Source organism: Rhodococcus pyridinivorans (genome assembly GCF_900105195.1).
GTDB classification, from domain to species: domain Bacteria; phylum Actinomycetota; class Actinomycetes; order Mycobacteriales; family Mycobacteriaceae; genus Rhodococcus; species Rhodococcus pyridinivorans.
In genome coordinates this window covers 1543625-1558531 of sequence record NZ_FNRX01000002.1, presented here as the reverse complement: position 1 = coordinate 1558531, position 14907 = coordinate 1543625, and the positions used below count along the sequence as shown (strand labels likewise).

Here is a 14907-nt window from a genome sequence, read left to right as displayed (position 1 = left end):
CCTACAGTGGGCGTGTGCGCCTTGCTACCTGGAATGTGAACTCCGTCCGTGCCCGTACCGACCGCATCCTCGACTGGTTGCAGCGAACCGACACGGATGTGCTCGCGATGCAGGAAACCAAGTGCAAGGACGAGCAGTTCCCGCACGAACGCTTCGAGGAGCTCGGCTACCGCGTCGCGCACGTCGGACTGAGCCAGTGGAACGGTGTGGCCATCGCGTCGCGCGTGGGCCTCGACGACGTGCAGATCGGCTTCGAGGACCAGCCCGGTTTCTCCAAGGACCCGGAGGTCGATCCGGCGCTCGAGGCGCGGGCGATCGGGGCGACGTGCGCGGGTGTGCGCGTGTGGAGCCTGTACGTCCCCAACGGCCGCGACCTCAACGACCCGCATTACACCTACAAGCTCGACTGGCTCGCCAAGCTGCGCGCCGACGCGCACGCCTGGGCCACCGCAGCGCCCGGGCAGCCCATCGCGCTGGTCGGCGACTGGAACGTCGCCCCCACCGACGACGACGTGTGGGATCCGGCCTTCTTCGAGGGCAAGACGCACACTTCGCAGCCCGAGCGCGACGCCTTCCACGCGTTCGCCGACGTCGGCTACACCGACGTCGTCCGTCCGTACGCGCCCGGCCCCGGGGTCTACACCTACTGGGACTACACCCAGCTGCGCTTCCCCAAGAAGCAGGGGATGCGGATCGACTTCGTCCTCGGATCACCGGCCTTCGCGGCACGGGTGACGGGCGCCGAGATCGACCGCAACGAACGCAAGGGCAAGGGCGCGAGCGACCACGCACCGGTCGTCGTCGACCTCGACCTCTGAGCAGGTCCCGCGTCGGGTGGACCGCCCGCACAGGCATCAGGCCTTGCGGGCAGGCACCTTGCGCTGCGGCTGCTTGCGCCGGGTCTCTTTGCGGTGGGGGTCCGTGCGCGGCAGCTCGAGAGCCACGACGACGTCGCGGTAGTTTTCGTGCGACGACACGAATCGCTGCACATAGGTGCACACCGGCCGCACCCGCCAGCCTCGGCTGCGAGCGAGATCGAGCGAACCACCGACGAGGACGGCCGCGAGACCCCGATGACCGAAATCCTCGACGATCACGGTGTGCATGAAGTCGACGACCGGCGGGTTCGGCGCCGGAACGCGTTCGAAGTCGTAGTACGCCAGGATGCCGACGAGATCGCCGTTGAGGCGCAGTTCGAACCGGTTCTGGTCGGCGTTGTCCGACACGGCGAGGTCCGGCGAACTCGTGTTCATGAGCGCCTCCAATAGGGGTGTTGCGTGATCGAACTGTGACCTATGCCACTATAGAGCAACGAGGCGACCACCGGCAGCAACGCTGTCGTGTTTCGCAAAGTGCACCCGCCTCAGCGCCTCCCGGCCGTGTTCGAACACACCCTCGGTAGGGTGTCCGCGTGGACCTTCTGCCCCTGTCGCCTCGAGGCGAGACCCCGGTTCGAGCCCTCACCATCGCCGGCACCGACTCCGGAGGCGGAGCCGGCATCCAGGCCGATTCCCGCACGATGGCGATGTGCGGTGTGCACGCATGCGTCGCGGTGGCCGCCGTCACCGTCCAGAACTCCGTCGGCGTCCGCGGGTTCCACGAGATCCCCGCCGAGACCGTGGCCGACCAGGTGCGGTGCGTGGTCGAGGACATCGGGGTGTCCGCAGCGAAGACGGGCATGCTCGCCTCCACGCAGATCATCGAGGCCGTCGCACAGGTGTGCTCCGAGGTGGGCATCGGCCGCGACATGGAGGTACCGCTCGTCGTCGACCCGGTCTGCGCATCGATGCACGGCGACCCGCTGCTGCACTCCGACGCGCTCGACGCGATCCGCGGGGTGCTCATCCCCCTCGCCACCGTCGTCACCCCGAATCTCGACGAGGTACGGCTGATCACGAGCATCGAGGTCGTCGACGACGCGTCGGCCCGGCGCGCCGCCGAAGCGCTCCATGCGCTCGGCGCCCAGTGGGTGATCGTCAAGGGCGGTCATCTGCGCAGCTCGGAGAAGAGCACCGACCTGCTGTTCGACGGCGACCGTTTCCTCGAGTTCAGCACGCCGCGCATCGAGACCGGCAACGACCACGGCGGCGGCGACACGCTCGCAGCCGCGATCGCGTCCGCCCTCGCGCATGGCCGGTCAGTGCCCGAGGCAGTCGAGTTCGCGAAGGAATGGATCACGAAGTGCCTCGAGTGGTCCTACGACCTCGGTCACGGCCACGGCCCGGTCAACCCGTTGTGGCGACTGCACGAGCGCTGATCGCGCCCGTCTTCACTCGGTGAACTCGGCGCGCACCTCGGCCCGCTGGTCACCTGCGGGCACCCCGTCGGGTCCGTCGATCGAATTCGCGTAGACAGCCGTGCCGTAGGCGACGGCGGCGGCCGCCGCGGCGAACGCGTCGCGGTCGATGCCGGCCAGGGTGTCCTCGGGGGTGTGGTAGTTCGGGTCGAAGGGCTGGTCGGCGGTGCCACCCCACAGGCCGGCCTGTTCGGGGGTCTTGACGTCGTCGGCGCCGGTGAACACCCCGCCCGCGGGGATGCCGAAGGCGACGAACGGACCGTAATCGGAACGACCGTCGAAATCCGTTCCGCCGACCTCGATTCCGCGTTCGTCGAAGAACTGCGCGAAGGTCCGTTCGATACCCGCCGAGCCCTCCGGTCCGGGTCCTTCACCGACGGCGTCGGAGTCGTCGCCGTCGAACACCAGATATCCGGCGTTGGGCGAGCCGAGCATGTCGAAGTTCAGGTACAGGGCGATGTCGAGTCGTTCCTCGTCGGACAGCGACTCGACGTACCTCGTGGAGCCGACCAGTCCGACCTCCTCGGCGCCCCAGAACGCGAACCGCACGGCGTTGGTCACGCCCGGCTCGCTGCCGAGTTGCAGCGCGGTCTCGAGGACGGCGGCGACGCCGGTTCCGTTGTCGTTGATCCCCGGTCCTTCGGGGACGCTGTCGAGGTGCGCGCCGACGACGACCACGTCGTCGGTCGAGCCGGTGCGCGTCTGCGCGATCACGTTGCGCGACTTCCGGTCCTCGGTGCGGGTCTGGAGTGTCACCGTCACGGTGGTCGCGGCGAACAGGCGCTCGGCGTCGGCCCCGGCCACGCCTCCGACCGGGATGCGGGGGTTCGATTCCGCCCCGAGACCGGCGGCGGCGAGCGGGCCGTCCTCGTTGTTGGCGACGAGCAGCGCGGCCGCTCCCCGTTCGGCGGCGACCTGCTCCTTGACGGCGAAGGTGCACACGCCGCGATCGACGATCACCACCGCGCCGGTCGCGTCGATGCCGTCGTAGTCGGTGGCCTCGCAGCCGGGGGTGTCGTCGGGGGCGATGCGCACGACGCGCGCGGTGAGCCCCTCCGGTCCCGTCGACGGCGACATGCCGAGTGCGCTCACGCCCATCGGCTCCCCGTCGACGGTGAGCTGCTCGTTCTCGACGGCGAACAGGGTCGTGTCGAACTCCGGTGTCTGCACGTCGAATCCGGCGTCGCGCAGGGCTCCGGCGACGTAGTCGACGCTCGCGTCGTAGCCGGGGGTCCCGAGCGAACGGTTTCCGTCGTTCTCGCCGGCGATCCGTTCGAGTTCCGTCAGGTGCGTCATGACGGCATCGAGTTGCACGGCGTCGGCGAGCGCCGTCGGGTCGACGGGCGGCGCCTCCGCCTCCGAGCATCCCGCCGTCAGCAGTACACCGGCGGCGATCAGGGCCGCTCCCCGCATGCCGTATCTCGTCTGCGCCCGCGCCATCGACCGAGCGTACACAAAAGCACTGCGCCGCACGGGGAAACCGTGCGGCGCAGTGTGCGGAGGCAGAACCTGCGGCGTGTCGAGGTAGTACCTCAGGCGTCGCGGCGGTTGACCACCACGAGTGAGGCCGCGAACACCAGGAACGAGAAGGCCGCGAAGTACAGGAGCGATCCCCATGGACCCCAGTGGAATTCGATTCCCTGCCCGATACCCAGGAAGTTGTTCGCGTTCGCGAACGGCAGGAACGGCTGGATCTCGCGGCCCACCGAACCGAACAGCGCGAACAACGACTCGAGCAGCAGCGGCCACAGCATCAGCAGCGCGATCGTGCCGGCCGACTGCCGCAACAGCGTGCCCACACCGACCGCGAGGAAGACGCACAGGAACGCGTAGATCGCGGTGCCGTAGACCGCGCGCCACGCCGTGCCGCCGCTGAGGACGAGTTCGCGACCTGCGTCGGGCCCGGCCAGTGCCTTCGCGAGGTAGAAGGCACCGAACGAGACCGCGAGTGTCAGCACCGCGCCCAGCACACCGATGAGCAGGGCCTTCATCGTCAGGAGCAGGGTGCGGTTCGGGGTGGCCTGGAAGGTCGTGCGGATGACCCCGAAACGGTATTCGCTGGTGACCGACAGTGCCGCGAGGATCATGAGCACCAGCACACCGAAGCCGGTGACGCCGCTGACCGCGACGTCCACGGTCGGATAGAACCGTCCCAGTTCGTCGTCCATCCCGGCCGACGCGCGGGAGACCGACCCGAGGATCGCGGCCAGACCCAGGCCGAGGGCGACGATGACGAGGGTGCACCACAGCGGTGACTGCACCGACGTGAGCTTGATCCGTTCGGCCCGCAGTGTGTCGAGCGCCGTACTCATCACAGTCCACCCTTCATGACGTCGTCGACTCCGGATCCGTGGTATTCGACCTCGCCACCGGTGAGTTTCATGAACGCTTCCTCGAGCGACGCGTTGCGTCCCGCGAGTTCGTGCAGCACGATCGACCGGGTCGCAGCGAGTTCGCCGATCTCCGCCGCCGGAGCGCCCGAGACGTGCAGGGCACCGTCGTCCTCCCGCACGGTGTGCCCGCGTTCGGTGAGCGCGGTGCGCAGCTCGTCGAGTTGCGGGCTGCGCACGACGACGAACGAGTCGGACGCGCGGTCGACGAACGCCTTCACCGAGGTGTCGGCGATGAGCCGTCCACGGCCGATGACGATGAGATGTTCGGCGGTCTGCGCCATCTCCGAGAGCAGGTGGCTGGACACGAGCACCGTGCGGCCTTCCGCGGCGAGCGCCTGCATGAACCTCCGGATCCACACGATGCCCTCGGGGTCGAGGCCGTTGACCGGTTCGTCGAACAGCAGCACGCGCGGGTTGCCGAGCAGTGCGGCGGCGAGACCGAGTCGCTGCGACATGCCGAGCGAGAAGCCGCCGGCGCGCTTGCCCGCGACCTCCGTCAGTCCCACTTGGCGCAGAACCTCGTCGACACGCGAGGCGGGCAGACCGTTCGACGCGGCCAGCCAGGCGAGATGCGACCGCGCCGACCGGTTGGGATGCACCCACTTCGCGTCGAGCAACGCCCCGACGGTGGTGAGCGGCCGTGTCAGCTCGCTGTACGGCTTCCCTTCGATCAGTGCGGTTCCCGAGGTCGGCTGGTCCAGCCCCAGGATCATGCGCATCGTGGTGGACTTCCCCGCGCCGTTGGGGCCGAGGAAGCCGGTGACGATGCCGGGACGGACCGTGAACGTCAGGTCGTCGACCGCGGTCGTGGACCCGAAGGTCTTGGTCAAGCCGGTCACTTCGATCATGCGCACCACCCTACGTGCGGCTCCGGCGAGCGCATCCGATCACACTCCCCGGAGCCGCACGCGGTGCGTCAGGGGACGAAGACCTCGGTGGTGACCGGGATGCTCGGTCGCTCGGTACGCATCGTCAGGGCGACGCGGCCGGGCCCGGGGAACACGTGCATGAACAACGGCCGGGTGCTCGTGTGGAAGGCCGGCACGAAGCGGGTCTCCGTACCGCGGGCACCGGTGTCGAGGTTGTGCCAGTCGAAAGCGACGGTGACGTCGCAGTTCAGGATGCTCGGCGTCCACTCGCCGAGAAGCGAGTAGCCCTGCGTGATCCGCAGTTCGATCCCGTGGGTGGCACCCGGCGCCGAGGAGTACTCGTAGAGCGGGCCGTCGAAGGCGGTTCCACCGGCGCGCACGATGCCGGCGCAGATGCCGTCGCCCAATGTCAGCACGGGTGGCGTGGACAACTCCGTCGTCGCGCACGACCTCGGTCCGGTGTTCGACCAGCCCATCTGACACGGTTCCTGGGCGCCCGCGACACCCGGCGCCGCGACGGCGACGACAGTGCCCATGAGCCCGGCAGCGGCGGCAGCGAAAATTCTGTGTGCAACTGTCATGCCCGGGGATCGTACAGACCGATCGGTAACCCGTCGCGTGACAATCGGAAACCCCTGAACACCAAGGTGCTCAGGGGTTTCCCGTACCGGTCACGGCTCCATCGGCGAAGATGCCTGGGCCCAGAAGCGTTTCGGGATCCGGCCGGCGTGCCGGGCACGGAATCCCGCTTCGACGGCGTGACGCATCGCCGACGCCATCAGCGCCGGATCCTTCGCGCGGGTGACGGCGGTCGCGAGCAGCACGGCGTCGCAACCGAGTTCCATCGCGAGCGCCGCGTCGGAGGCGGTTCCGATTCCCGCGTCGAGGATCACCGGCACACCCGCAGCCTCGACGATCATCTCGATGTGGTGCGGGTTCGAGATACCGAGGCCGGTCCCGATCGGCGAGCCGAGCGGCATCACCGCGGCACAACCGACGTCCTCGAGGCGCCGCGCGAGGACGGGATCGTCGGTCGTGTACGGCAGGACGACGAAGCCGTCGTCGACGAGTTGTTCGGCTGCGGAGACGAGTTCGATGACGTCGGGCAGCAGCGTCCGTTCGTCGGCGATGACCTCGAGTTTCACCCAGTCGGTCTCCAGCGCTTCCCGCCCGAGCTGCGCGGTCAGCACGGCTTCCTTCGCGCCGCGGCACCCGGCAGTGTTCGGCAGCGGTTCGATGCCGAGGCGGCGCAGCAGGTCGAGGACACCGGTTCCGGAGGCCGCGTCGACGCGGCGCATCGCGACGGTGGTCAGTTCGGTGCCCGACGCGACGAGTGCCTCCTCGAGCACGGCCAGGTTCGCCGCGCCACCGGTGCCGGTGATCAGCCGCGACCCGAAGGCGCGGCCGGCGATGGTCAGCTGCGGCAGGTCGGCGCCGCGATCGTGTGTGTCAGCCACCCTGGACCGCCGTGAGGATCTCGATGCTCGCTCCGCGTGTGACCGGCTCCGACCAGCGGCCGCGCGGGCACACGACACCGTCGACGGCGACCGCGATGCCCTTCTCGGGCAGACCGAGCTCGTTCAGCAGTTGTGACACGGTCGGGGCCGCGTCGTAGTACTTGTCCTCACCGTTGACGGTGATGCCCACGGACACGTTCGTCATCCCACACTCGCTTCCGTAATTCGTCCAGGACAGGCGTACTGCGCGTCGGCCAGCGACCGCCCACCGAGTTCGGCGAGCACCGCGTCGACGGTGAGCGGCGTGAGCAGCACACCGTTGCGGCCGTGGCCGGTCGCGGCGACGACACGATCGGAGAGCCGGCCGATCAGCGGCAGGTTGTCGGGGGTCATCGGGCGCAGGCCCGCGCTCGCCTCGAACAGTTCGTACTCGCCGAGCGCAGGAAAGATCTTCTCGGCGTCGGCGATCAGATCGCGCACCCCGGCCACCGTGACCTGTGTGTCGGACGCCTCGTACTGTGTGGCGCCCACGACGAGGCCGTCGTGGCGGGGCACCAGATAGGCGGGGCGTCCGTGGACACTCGCGCGCACGGTGCGCTGCGGCGGCGGAGTCGCGCCCGGCCGCACCCGCAGGCGCAGGATCTCGCCCTTGACCGGACGGACCGGAAGGCCCGGCCACAGTCGCGCCGACGCCGAGCCGGCGGCGAGCACCACCTGATCGTCGGGAAGGTCGGCGAGATCGTGGACGGCGGCGTCGGAGAAACGCACCCCGGCCGCGGTGGCCGCGACGCGCAGGGCGTCGACGAGCGTACGGTTGTCGACCGACGACTCGGTGGGGGCGAGGAGTCCGAGACGGACCTTCGGACCGAGGGACGGCTCGAACTCCCGGATCTCGGCGCGGGAGAGCAGCCGCATCTCGTGCCCCTGCTCCCCCACCCATTCGGCGACGGTCCGCAGGTCGGCCGCATCGGCCGCATCGAGCGCGACGGTCAGGGACGCCTGGGCGGTGAACACATCGACGCCGGTCTCCGTGCGCAGCGCCTCCGCGAAGCCGGGCCAGCGGTCGAGGGAGGCCGCTCCCAGGGACAGGACGTGGTCCTCACCGGGCCAGCCCTCGGACAGCGGTGCCAGCATTCCTCCGGCCACCCACGAGGCTCCGCTACCAGGATTCGGGTCGTGCACGGTCACGACGTGTCCCGCGCGGGCCGCGCGCCATGCGATCGACAGCCCGATCACTCCGCCACCCACGACGGCCACAGTTGCCATTGGTCCACCTCACTCCCTGCGCCGGCATGATCCGGGTCAGGTCATAACGGTCGGGGCCGGCAGGCCCCCTCTCAGCCCCGCGATCCCCGGGACTCCCGTGTCGTCACTTTCGCTCTAGAGGCTACCGTCTTGTCCGTGACCACCTATCGCGGCAACCATCCCGACCCGCGCGGCCGACTCGCCACCGCCCGGCTGTATCTGTGCACCGACGCTCGCCGGGACACCGGCGACCTCGCACGGTTCGTCGAGGAGGCCCTCGCCGGTGGGGTCGACATCGTCCAGTTGCGCGACAAGGACTCGGCCGGCGAGAAGAAGTTCGGACGCCTCGAGGCACGCGAGGAACTCGCCGCCCTCGAGATCATCGGCGAGGCGTGTGCACGCCACGGTGCGCTCCTGGCCGTGAACGACCGCGCCGACATCGCGCTCGCGTCGGGCGCCGACATCCTGCATCTCGGTCAGGGCGACCTGCCGGTGCGGCACGCGCGGCAGATCCTCGGCGACGAGATCGTCATCGGCCGCTCGACGTCGAGCCGCGCGCAGGCTGCGCTCGCCGACATCGAGGAGGGCGTCGACTACTTCGCATCCGGGCCGGTGTGGGACACACCGACCAAGCCGGGACGGACCGCAGCGGGGCTGGAGGTGACGCGCGAGGTCACGCAGTCGCAGCCGGCACGGCCGTGGTTCGCGATCGGCGGCATCGATCTCGAGCGACTCCCCGAGGTGCTCGACGCCGGTGCCACGCGGGTCGCGGTGGTCCGGGCGATCACGAAGGCATCCGATCCGCGGGCAGCCGCGGCGGCGCTGAAGGCCGCACTCCCGACCTGAGGCGTTACAGCCAGCCCAGCACGGCCGAGGGCGACATCGCGATCGTGCCCTCGGGCAACCGTGCGCGCAGACCGCGATCCGCGGTGACCACGACCGTCACACCGGGGTCGACCACGGCCGTCGTGGTGGAGGCCAGCCGGGTCAGTTCGTCGTCGCCGCTGCCGTCCGCGCTGTGCACCGGGATCCGGACGTCGTCGATCGTCGCGTCGCGGGCATGCCCTTCGAGGACCGCTTCGACGCGGGGGACCCAGCCGAACGTCCCGTCGGGAATTTCGACGGTGCGGGGCAGGACCGCGGCGAGGTCGGCGAGCAGTGCGCTCGTCGCGCCGGGGCGGTCGCGCCACCATCCGGTGGGGCCGCTCGCTCCGAGCACGTTCGCGGTGTCGAGCAGCATGCGTACCGGTGAGGTGCGCAGCGACGGCCACGCCTCGGCGAAGCCGCTGTGCAGCGGCATCGCCTCGACCTCCGGTTCGGGCACCCAGCGCAGTTCGGTGCTCTCCTGGTTGAGACTGGTCACGAGAGTTTCGGTGGCGTCGGCGACGACGGTGGTGTAGGTCCATCCGCCCGCGAGACCGGACGTGACGCGTTCGGCGCGTACCGTCACGGCCGCGACATCGATGCCGGCCTCCTCCTGGGCCTCCCGCACGGCGGCGTCGACGGTGCTCTCGTGCGAGTCGCGCGCTCCACCGGGAAGTGCCCACGTCCCGCCCTGGTGCGACCATGCCGCCCGATGCTGCAGGAGAACCGCGGGGCGACCGTCCGCGAGCGGAGCGCGCAGCAGCAGACCTGCGGCGCCGTGCCGTCCCCAGCGCTTCTCGCCGTCCGGTCCGACCGCCCAGCCGTCACCGTCTCCACGCATTGCGTCCGCCTCTCCGACCCGCCCTCGCCCGGACCTGTGCCCGGTACCGGATCCCCGCCGTCCGTGGACGGCAACAATACCGCCGGGCTGCTTATATGCTCCCCTCAGACCGCTCGACACGAGGAAGGGAGTGCCCGGTGGACGTACGGATCACCCCTCCCTTCGCTCCTGTCGAGAGCCACATCCGCGACGACGCCGATACGGACACTCCGGACGCCCGGTTCGACGACGCTCGTGCCCTGCTCCGGTCCACGCCGGTCCGGTTGGTGGTCCTCGGGGTGGTGCTCACCGTGCTGCTCGTCGCCTCGGCAGCGGTCTCCGCAACGATGGTGTCCGGCAGGCAGGCCACCCACGATCGTCTCCTCGCGTCCATCGAGCCGCTCGCCAGCGCGGCCCAGAATCTCTACAGCGCGCTGTCGGTGGCCGACGCCGCCGCCGTGACGGGCTTCATCTCGGGCGGACTCGAACCGGAGGCGGTGCGCAGTCGCTACATCCGGGCGACCAACGAGGCCGCGGAATATCTCGTCATCGCGGCGACCGGCCTGACCGATGCCGACCGCGAGACCGCGCACAACCTGACGGAGATCGGGCGGCTGCTGCCCGTCTACACGGGTCTCATCGAGACGGCTCGCACCAACAACCGCACCGGGCATCCGGTCGGCGCCGCATATCTCGGCGAGGCCTCGCACCTGATGCAGACCGAACTGCTCCCCGCCGCGCAGGAACTGCACACGCGCGGCGTCGCCGCGGTCGAGGACACCCAGCGCGACGCGGTGCGACCGCCCTGGCTCGCGATCGGATTGCTCCTCGTCACGGTCGCTGCCCTGTGCGTGGCGCACGCCGTCGTGAGCCGCCGCAGTCGTCGCACCCTCAATCCCGGAATCCTCGTCGCGATCGGCGCGACCGGCGCGCTGCTGTGCTGGTTGCTCGTCGCGGGCCTGGCCTCGTCGAGTGCCACCGAACGCGCCATCGAGCGCGGTGCGGCACCGCTCGCCGATCTCACCGAGGGCCGGATCCTCGCCCAGCAGTCGCGTACCGCCGAGACCCTGCTGATCGCCCGGCGCGACACAACCGGCGCGTACGACGACACCTTCGAGACCAACATGGCGCGGCTCGGCAACATCCTCGACGAGTACGGTCGCGATTCCGCCCTCGAGGCGGGCGCCGAGGCAGTGGAGACCGCCCGGTCGGCGCACGACGCATGGATCAACTCGCATGCACGCATGGTCGACGCCCTCGTCCGCGGCGACTACGCAGCGGCCTCGGTCCTCGCGGTCGGTGCAGGTCCCGGCGAGTCCACCGCCCGGTTCGTCGCTCTCGATGCGGCCCTGACGGAAGGAATCGACGACACCCGCACCGAACTGCGCGACAACGAGTTCCGCGCCTCCCGCACCCTCGCCGGCCTCGCACCGATGTCGGTGGTGCTGCTGACGGTGGCGCTGGTCGGCGTGTGGGTCGGTCTCCGGCCCCGGTTGAAGGAGTACCAGTGAGAGAGCGCGTTCTCGTCGCGGGCCTGTGCGTCGTCGCCGCACTCGCCGGCGGGTGCGCGACCGACCCCCCACCGCGCGCCCCCGGCCTCCAAGGGACGACGACCTCTCTCCCGCTTCCCGAGAACGCGCGGATGCTCGAGTCGTCGGTGGCCACACCGCCCGCCCCCGACTGCGGCGATCCCACCGCCTCGCTTCCCCCGGATCCGAACGCCACCGGACCTGCGATCGATCGGATCCGCACGCGCGGCCGGCTGATCGTCGGCCTCGACACCGGCAGCAACCTCATGAGCTACCGCGACACCGCGACCGGGCGCATCACCGGTTTCGACGTCGACATCGCACGTGAGCTCGCCCGCGACCTCCTGGGCGATCCCGACCTCGTCGACTACCGCATCCTGTCGTCGGCCGAGCGCGAGAAGGCGCTGCAGGACTCCACCGTCGACATCGTCGCGAAGACCATGAGCATCACGTGCGCCCGACGCGAGAAGGTCGACTTCTCCACCGAGTACTTCCGAGCCCAGCAGCGCGTGCTCGTCGTCCGGGGATCCGGCATCCGCTCCGCCGCCGATCTCGCCGGCCGGCGCGTGTGCATCGTCGAGGGCACCACCTCGCTGCTCCGGATGCGAGAAGTGCAGCCGTCGGCGTCGATCCTCACCGTGCCGTCGTGGGCCGACTGCCTCGTCGTCCTCCAGCAACAGCAGGTCGACGCCGTGAGCACCGACGACACGATCCTCGCCGGACTCGCCTCACAGGACCCCTATCTCGAACTCGTCGGCCCCTCCCTGGGATCAGAGCCGTACGGAATCGGAATCCGGCTGGGCAGCGACGAGCTCGTACGCTTCGTCAACGCCACCCTCGAACGGATCCGCTCCGACGGGACGTGGACGGCGCTGTACGAGAAGTACCTGCGGGTGCTCGGTCCCACTCCGTCACCCCCGACACCGAACTACCGGAAGTGACGGCCATGTCCGACGAACCCGAACCGGCCGATACCCCGTCGGCCGATTCCGGCCCCGCCACCGAACCGGCAGTGAACTCCGGGCCCGCCACCGAGCGGGCAGTGAACTCTGTGCCCGCCACCGAACGGGCAGTGAACTCCGGGCCCGCCACTAGGCGCGCAGCGGATTCCGGGCCCGCGACCGAGCCGTCGACCAGCGACTCGGGACCGGCCACCGCGCGGGCGGCCGGGGATGCCGGACCTGCCACCGAACGCGGCCCCGTCCCCGCCACGCGGCCCGACTCCACCCAGCGCTCGTCGATCTGGTCCGGCTCGTCCTCCCAGCGTTCGTCCTCCCAACGTTCGTCGAACCGCCGCATCCGGCCGCGCGGAACCCAGCGTCGCCGCATCGCCGGCCTCGTCGACGTGCCGGTCCCCACCACGAAGGATCCGGTCGACGCCGTCCTCCGCGATCCTCACGTCTCCGAAGGCAAGAGGTTCTGCGCGAAGTGCGGACAACCGGTGGGACGCAGCACCCCGTCGGGGCCGGGTCCCACAGAAGGTGATTGCCCCCAGTGCGGAACACATTTCCAGTTCACTCCGGCCCTGCACCGCGGGGACCTCGTCGCCGGGCAGTACGAGGTGCAGGGTTGTCTCGCCCACGGCGGACTGGGATGGATCTACCTCGCGATCGACCGCAACGTGAGCGACCGCTGGGTAGTGCTGAAGGGCCTGCTGCAGGGTGGCGACGCCGAGGCCCAGGCGGTCGCGGTGGCCGAACGCCAGTTCCTGGCCGAGGTCAGCCATCCGAGCATCGTGCAGATCTACAACTTCGTCGAGCACCCCTCACCCGACGGCACCCCGATGGGATACATCGTCATGGAGTACCTGGGTGGTCACACCCTGCGTACCGTGCTCGACAACTATCCCCCACCGAACCGCATCCCCGTCGAGCAGGCCATCGCATACATGCTCGAAGTGCTACCGGCACTGCAGTATCTGCACGACATCGGACTGGTCTACAACGACCTCAAGCCCGAGAACATCATGGTCACCGACGAGCAGATCGAACTCATCGACCTCGGCGCCGTCTCCGCGATCGAGGGATACGGCTATCTGTACGGGACGCCGGGATATCAAGCACCCGAGATCGTCCGGACCGGGCCGACGGTCGCGAGCGACATCTACACGGTCGGACGCACACTCGCGGTGCTCACCCTCGACATGCCCTCGGACAAAGGCCGTTACCGCGACGGTCTGCCCACCCCCGAGCAGGCTCCCCTGCTCGACGAGTTCGACTCCTTCCACCGCCTGCTCCTGCGGGCCACGAACCCCGATCCGCAGCAGCGCTTCTCGTCCGCCGACGAATTGCACGGACAGCTCACCGGTGTGCTGCGCGAGATCCTGTCGAAGAAACTCGGCACCGAACACCCCGGACTGTCCCGGCTGTTCAGCCCGCCCCGCACGACCTTCGGCACCGACGAGGCACTCGTCCCCACCGACGTGTACGCCGACGGGATCGAGCGCGACCCCAAACTGCGGGGCCAGGATGTCGCGGCGGCACTGCCCGTCCCCCTGCTCGACCCCAACGATCCGAGTGCCGCGCTCCTCGCCGCCGCGGTGCACAGCGAACCGCAGCAGACCCTCGACTCGCTCCGGCACGCGCGCGAGAACGGGGTCGGGCGGGTCGTCGGAGCATCCGACGTGTCGTTCTCCAAGGAGATCACCCTCGCCGAGGTCCGCGCCCATCTCGATCTCGGGCAGGTCGACAGCGCGGTGGAGATCCTCACCCGCCTCGAGCGCGAGTTCGGCGACGACTGGCGCATGGACTGGTACGCCGGCATCGCCGAACTGCTGCAGGACGACTACGAGGCAGCGTTCGCCCGGTTCGACAAGGTGCTGCACGCGCTTCCGGGTGAGATCGCCCCGAAGATCGCACTCGGGGCCACCGCCGAACTGACGCTGCAGCATTGGGAGAGCGACGACCCCGACGCGTGGCGACGCTTCTGCGAGCAGTCCTACCGGGTCGTGTGGCGCACCGATCACGCCGTCGTCAGCGCGGCCTTCGGGTTGGCACGCCAGCTCACCGCCCGCGACGAAATCCGCGCCGCCGTGGCCGTGCTCGACGAGGTCCCCACGACCTCCCGGCACCACAGTGCCGCGACCATGACCGCCGCACTGATCCTGTTACGAGGCGGTCGCGTCGAGGAGATCTCCGAGGCGGATCTGCGCGAGGCCGCGCACCGGATCGCGTCGCTGCCTCCCGACGAGGGTCGCGCCCTGCAGATGCGCGCACTGGTCCTCGGGACAGCGCTCGAATGGGTGCGCAGTGGACGGGCATCGAGTCGCGAGTACGACCGCATCCTCGACGTACCGTTCACCGAGAAGGGACTCCGCCTGGGCACCGAGGCGGCGCTGCGGCAATTGGCGCGCAACGCCCCTTCCCGCACACACCGCTACACCCTCGTCGACCTCGCGAACGCGATCCGGCCGCGCAGTTTGACCTGATCAGAAG

General features: G+C 69.8%; 15 protein-coding genes and 1 riboswitch. Of the genes, 6 read left to right on the top strand and 9 right to left on the bottom strand.

All coding sequences use genetic code 11. From position 1 onward, the window contains the following. Window positions 1-14 precede the first annotated feature (14 nt). Window positions 15-818: an exodeoxyribonuclease III gene (locus tag BLV31_RS07690; protein ID WP_039585481.1), complete on the top strand. Its 804-nt coding sequence runs from the start codon at window positions 15-17 to the stop codon at window positions 816-818. Window positions 819-854: 36 nt separating this feature from the next. Here the strand turns inward: BLV31_RS07690 and BLV31_RS07685 are convergent, their stop codons facing one another. Further along, entirely contained in the window at window positions 855-1253 is a 399-nt protein-coding gene (locus tag BLV31_RS07685) for a GNAT family N-acetyltransferase (RefSeq protein WP_019291107.1), read from the bottom strand. Between the two features lie 158 nt (window positions 1254-1411). On the opposite strand from BLV31_RS07685, the gene thiD reads away from it, so the two are divergent. Next, window positions 1412-2257 (top strand): bifunctional hydroxymethylpyrimidine kinase/phosphomethylpyrimidine kinase, encoded by an 846-nt coding sequence (thiD, locus tag BLV31_RS07680; protein WP_006553650.1) that lies wholly within the window; start codon window positions 1412-1414, stop codon window positions 2255-2257. A 12-nt stretch (window positions 2258-2269) separates the two neighbouring features. Here thiD and BLV31_RS07675 read toward each other — a convergent pair whose 3' ends face one another. From BLV31_RS07675 to thiO, 7 genes are all read right to left on the bottom strand, one after another. Continuing rightward, a complete protein-coding gene (locus BLV31_RS07675) occupies window positions 2270-3736 on the bottom strand; it encodes a M20/M25/M40 family metallo-hydrolase (protein ID WP_232333372.1) in 1467 nt (488 codons plus the stop codon). A 92-nt stretch (window positions 3737-3828) separates the two neighbouring features. Continuing rightward, window positions 3829-4608, bottom strand: coding sequence for an ABC transporter permease (locus tag BLV31_RS07670; protein ID WP_033096179.1), 780 nt, complete (start codon window positions 4606-4608; stop codon window positions 3829-3831). Beyond that, window positions 4608-5537 carry an ATP-binding cassette domain-containing protein gene (locus BLV31_RS07665; protein ID WP_064061569.1) on the bottom strand — a complete coding sequence of 310 codons (930 nt, stop codon included), beginning with the start codon at window positions 5535-5537 and terminating at the stop codon, window positions 4608-4610. Before BLV31_RS07665 ends, BLV31_RS07670 begins: the two co-directional genes overlap by 1 nt. A gap of 68 nt (window positions 5538-5605) precedes the next feature. After that, complete coding sequence (locus tag BLV31_RS07660) at window positions 5606-6139, bottom strand: hypothetical protein (protein WP_231413283.1); 534 nt, start codon at window positions 6137-6139, stop codon at window positions 5606-5608. 90 nt (window positions 6140-6229) lie between these two features. Beyond that, window positions 6230-7015 (bottom strand): thiazole synthase, encoded by a 786-nt coding sequence (locus tag BLV31_RS07655; protein ID WP_064061567.1) that lies wholly within the window; start codon window positions 7013-7015, stop codon window positions 6230-6232. After that, window positions 7008-7220 (bottom strand): sulfur carrier protein ThiS, encoded by a 213-nt coding sequence (gene thiS, locus BLV31_RS07650; protein ID WP_006553656.1) that lies wholly within the window; start codon window positions 7218-7220, stop codon window positions 7008-7010. Before thiS ends, BLV31_RS07655 begins: the two co-directional genes overlap by 8 nt. Further along, the gene (gene thiO, locus BLV31_RS07645) at window positions 7217-8281 is read right to left on the bottom strand and encodes a glycine oxidase ThiO (protein ID WP_064061568.1); all 1065 of its coding nucleotides are present in this window, start codon (window positions 8279-8281) and stop codon (window positions 7217-7219) included. Before thiO ends, thiS begins: the two co-directional genes overlap by 4 nt. Beyond that, a riboswitch (TPP riboswitch) is annotated at window positions 8278-8390 on the bottom strand. It overlaps the preceding gene by 4 nt. Window positions 8391-8416: 26 nt before the next feature. Between thiO and thiE the strand changes: the two genes are divergently transcribed. Then, window positions 8417-9106: a thiamine phosphate synthase gene (thiE, locus tag BLV31_RS07640; RefSeq protein WP_033096181.1), complete on the top strand. Its 690-nt coding sequence runs from the start codon at window positions 8417-8419 to the stop codon at window positions 9104-9106. Between the two features lie 4 nt (window positions 9107-9110). On the opposite strand, the gene BLV31_RS07635 is transcribed toward thiE, so the two are convergent. Continuing rightward, on the bottom strand, window positions 9111-9965 hold the full coding sequence (locus BLV31_RS07635) for an NUDIX hydrolase (RefSeq protein ID WP_072740479.1): 855 nt from the start codon (window positions 9963-9965) through the stop codon (window positions 9111-9113). A gap of 137 nt (window positions 9966-10102) precedes the next feature. Between BLV31_RS07635 and BLV31_RS07630 the strand changes: the two genes are divergently transcribed. Genes BLV31_RS07630 through BLV31_RS07620 form a run of 3 tightly spaced genes read left to right on the top strand, consistent with a single transcriptional unit; the run spans window position 10103 to window position 14900 of the window. Then, complete coding sequence (locus BLV31_RS07630; RefSeq protein WP_024101821.1) at window positions 10103-11455, top strand: GlnX family signal transduction membrane protein; 1353 nt, start codon at window positions 10103-10105, stop codon at window positions 11453-11455. After that, the gene (locus BLV31_RS07625) at window positions 11452-12414 is read left to right on the top strand and encodes a glutamate ABC transporter substrate-binding protein (protein ID WP_019291099.1); all 963 of its coding nucleotides are present in this window, start codon (window positions 11452-11454) and stop codon (window positions 12412-12414) included. Before BLV31_RS07630 ends, BLV31_RS07625 begins: the two co-directional genes overlap by 4 nt. 5 nt (window positions 12415-12419) lie before the next feature. After that, window positions 12420-14900, top strand: coding sequence for a serine/threonine-protein kinase (locus tag BLV31_RS07620; RefSeq protein WP_248846323.1), 2481 nt, complete (start codon window positions 12420-12422; stop codon window positions 14898-14900). The last annotated feature ends 7 nt before the right edge of the window (window positions 14901-14907 follow it).

What these genes read in the sequence shown, in the direction of transcription:
- BLV31_RS07660 (WP_231413283.1), bottom strand. Translation starts at nt 6,139, where the DNA reads ATGACAGTTGCACACAGAATTTTCGCTGCCGCCGCTGCCGGGCTCATG.
- BLV31_RS07620 (WP_248846323.1), top strand. Translation starts at nt 12,420, where the DNA reads ATGTCCGACGAACCCGAACCGGCCGATACCCCGTCGGCCGATTCCGGC.
- BLV31_RS07665 (WP_064061569.1), bottom strand. Translation starts at nt 5,537, where the DNA reads ATGATCGAAGTGACCGGCTTGACCAAGACCTTCGGGTCCACGACCGCG.
- BLV31_RS07670 (WP_033096179.1), bottom strand. Translation starts at nt 4,608, where the DNA reads ATGAGTACGGCGCTCGACACACTGCGGGCCGAACGGATCAAGCTCACG.
- BLV31_RS07685 (WP_019291107.1), bottom strand. Translation starts at nt 1,253, where the DNA reads ATGAACACGAGTTCGCCGGACCTCGCCGTGTCGGACAACGCCGACCAG.
- BLV31_RS07635 (WP_072740479.1), bottom strand. Translation starts at nt 9,965, where the DNA reads ATGCGTGGAGACGGTGACGGCTGGGCGGTCGGACCGGACGGCGAGAAG.
- thiS (WP_006553656.1), bottom strand. Translation starts at nt 7,220, where the DNA reads ATGACGAACGTGTCCGTGGGCATCACCGTCAACGGTGAGGACAAGTAC.
- BLV31_RS07675 (WP_232333372.1), bottom strand. Translation starts at nt 3,736, where the DNA reads ATGGCGCGGGCGCAGACGAGATACGGCATGCGGGGAGCGGCCCTGATC.
- thiO (WP_064061568.1), bottom strand. Translation starts at nt 8,281, where the DNA reads ATGGCAACTGTGGCCGTCGTGGGTGGCGGAGTGATCGGGCTGTCGATC.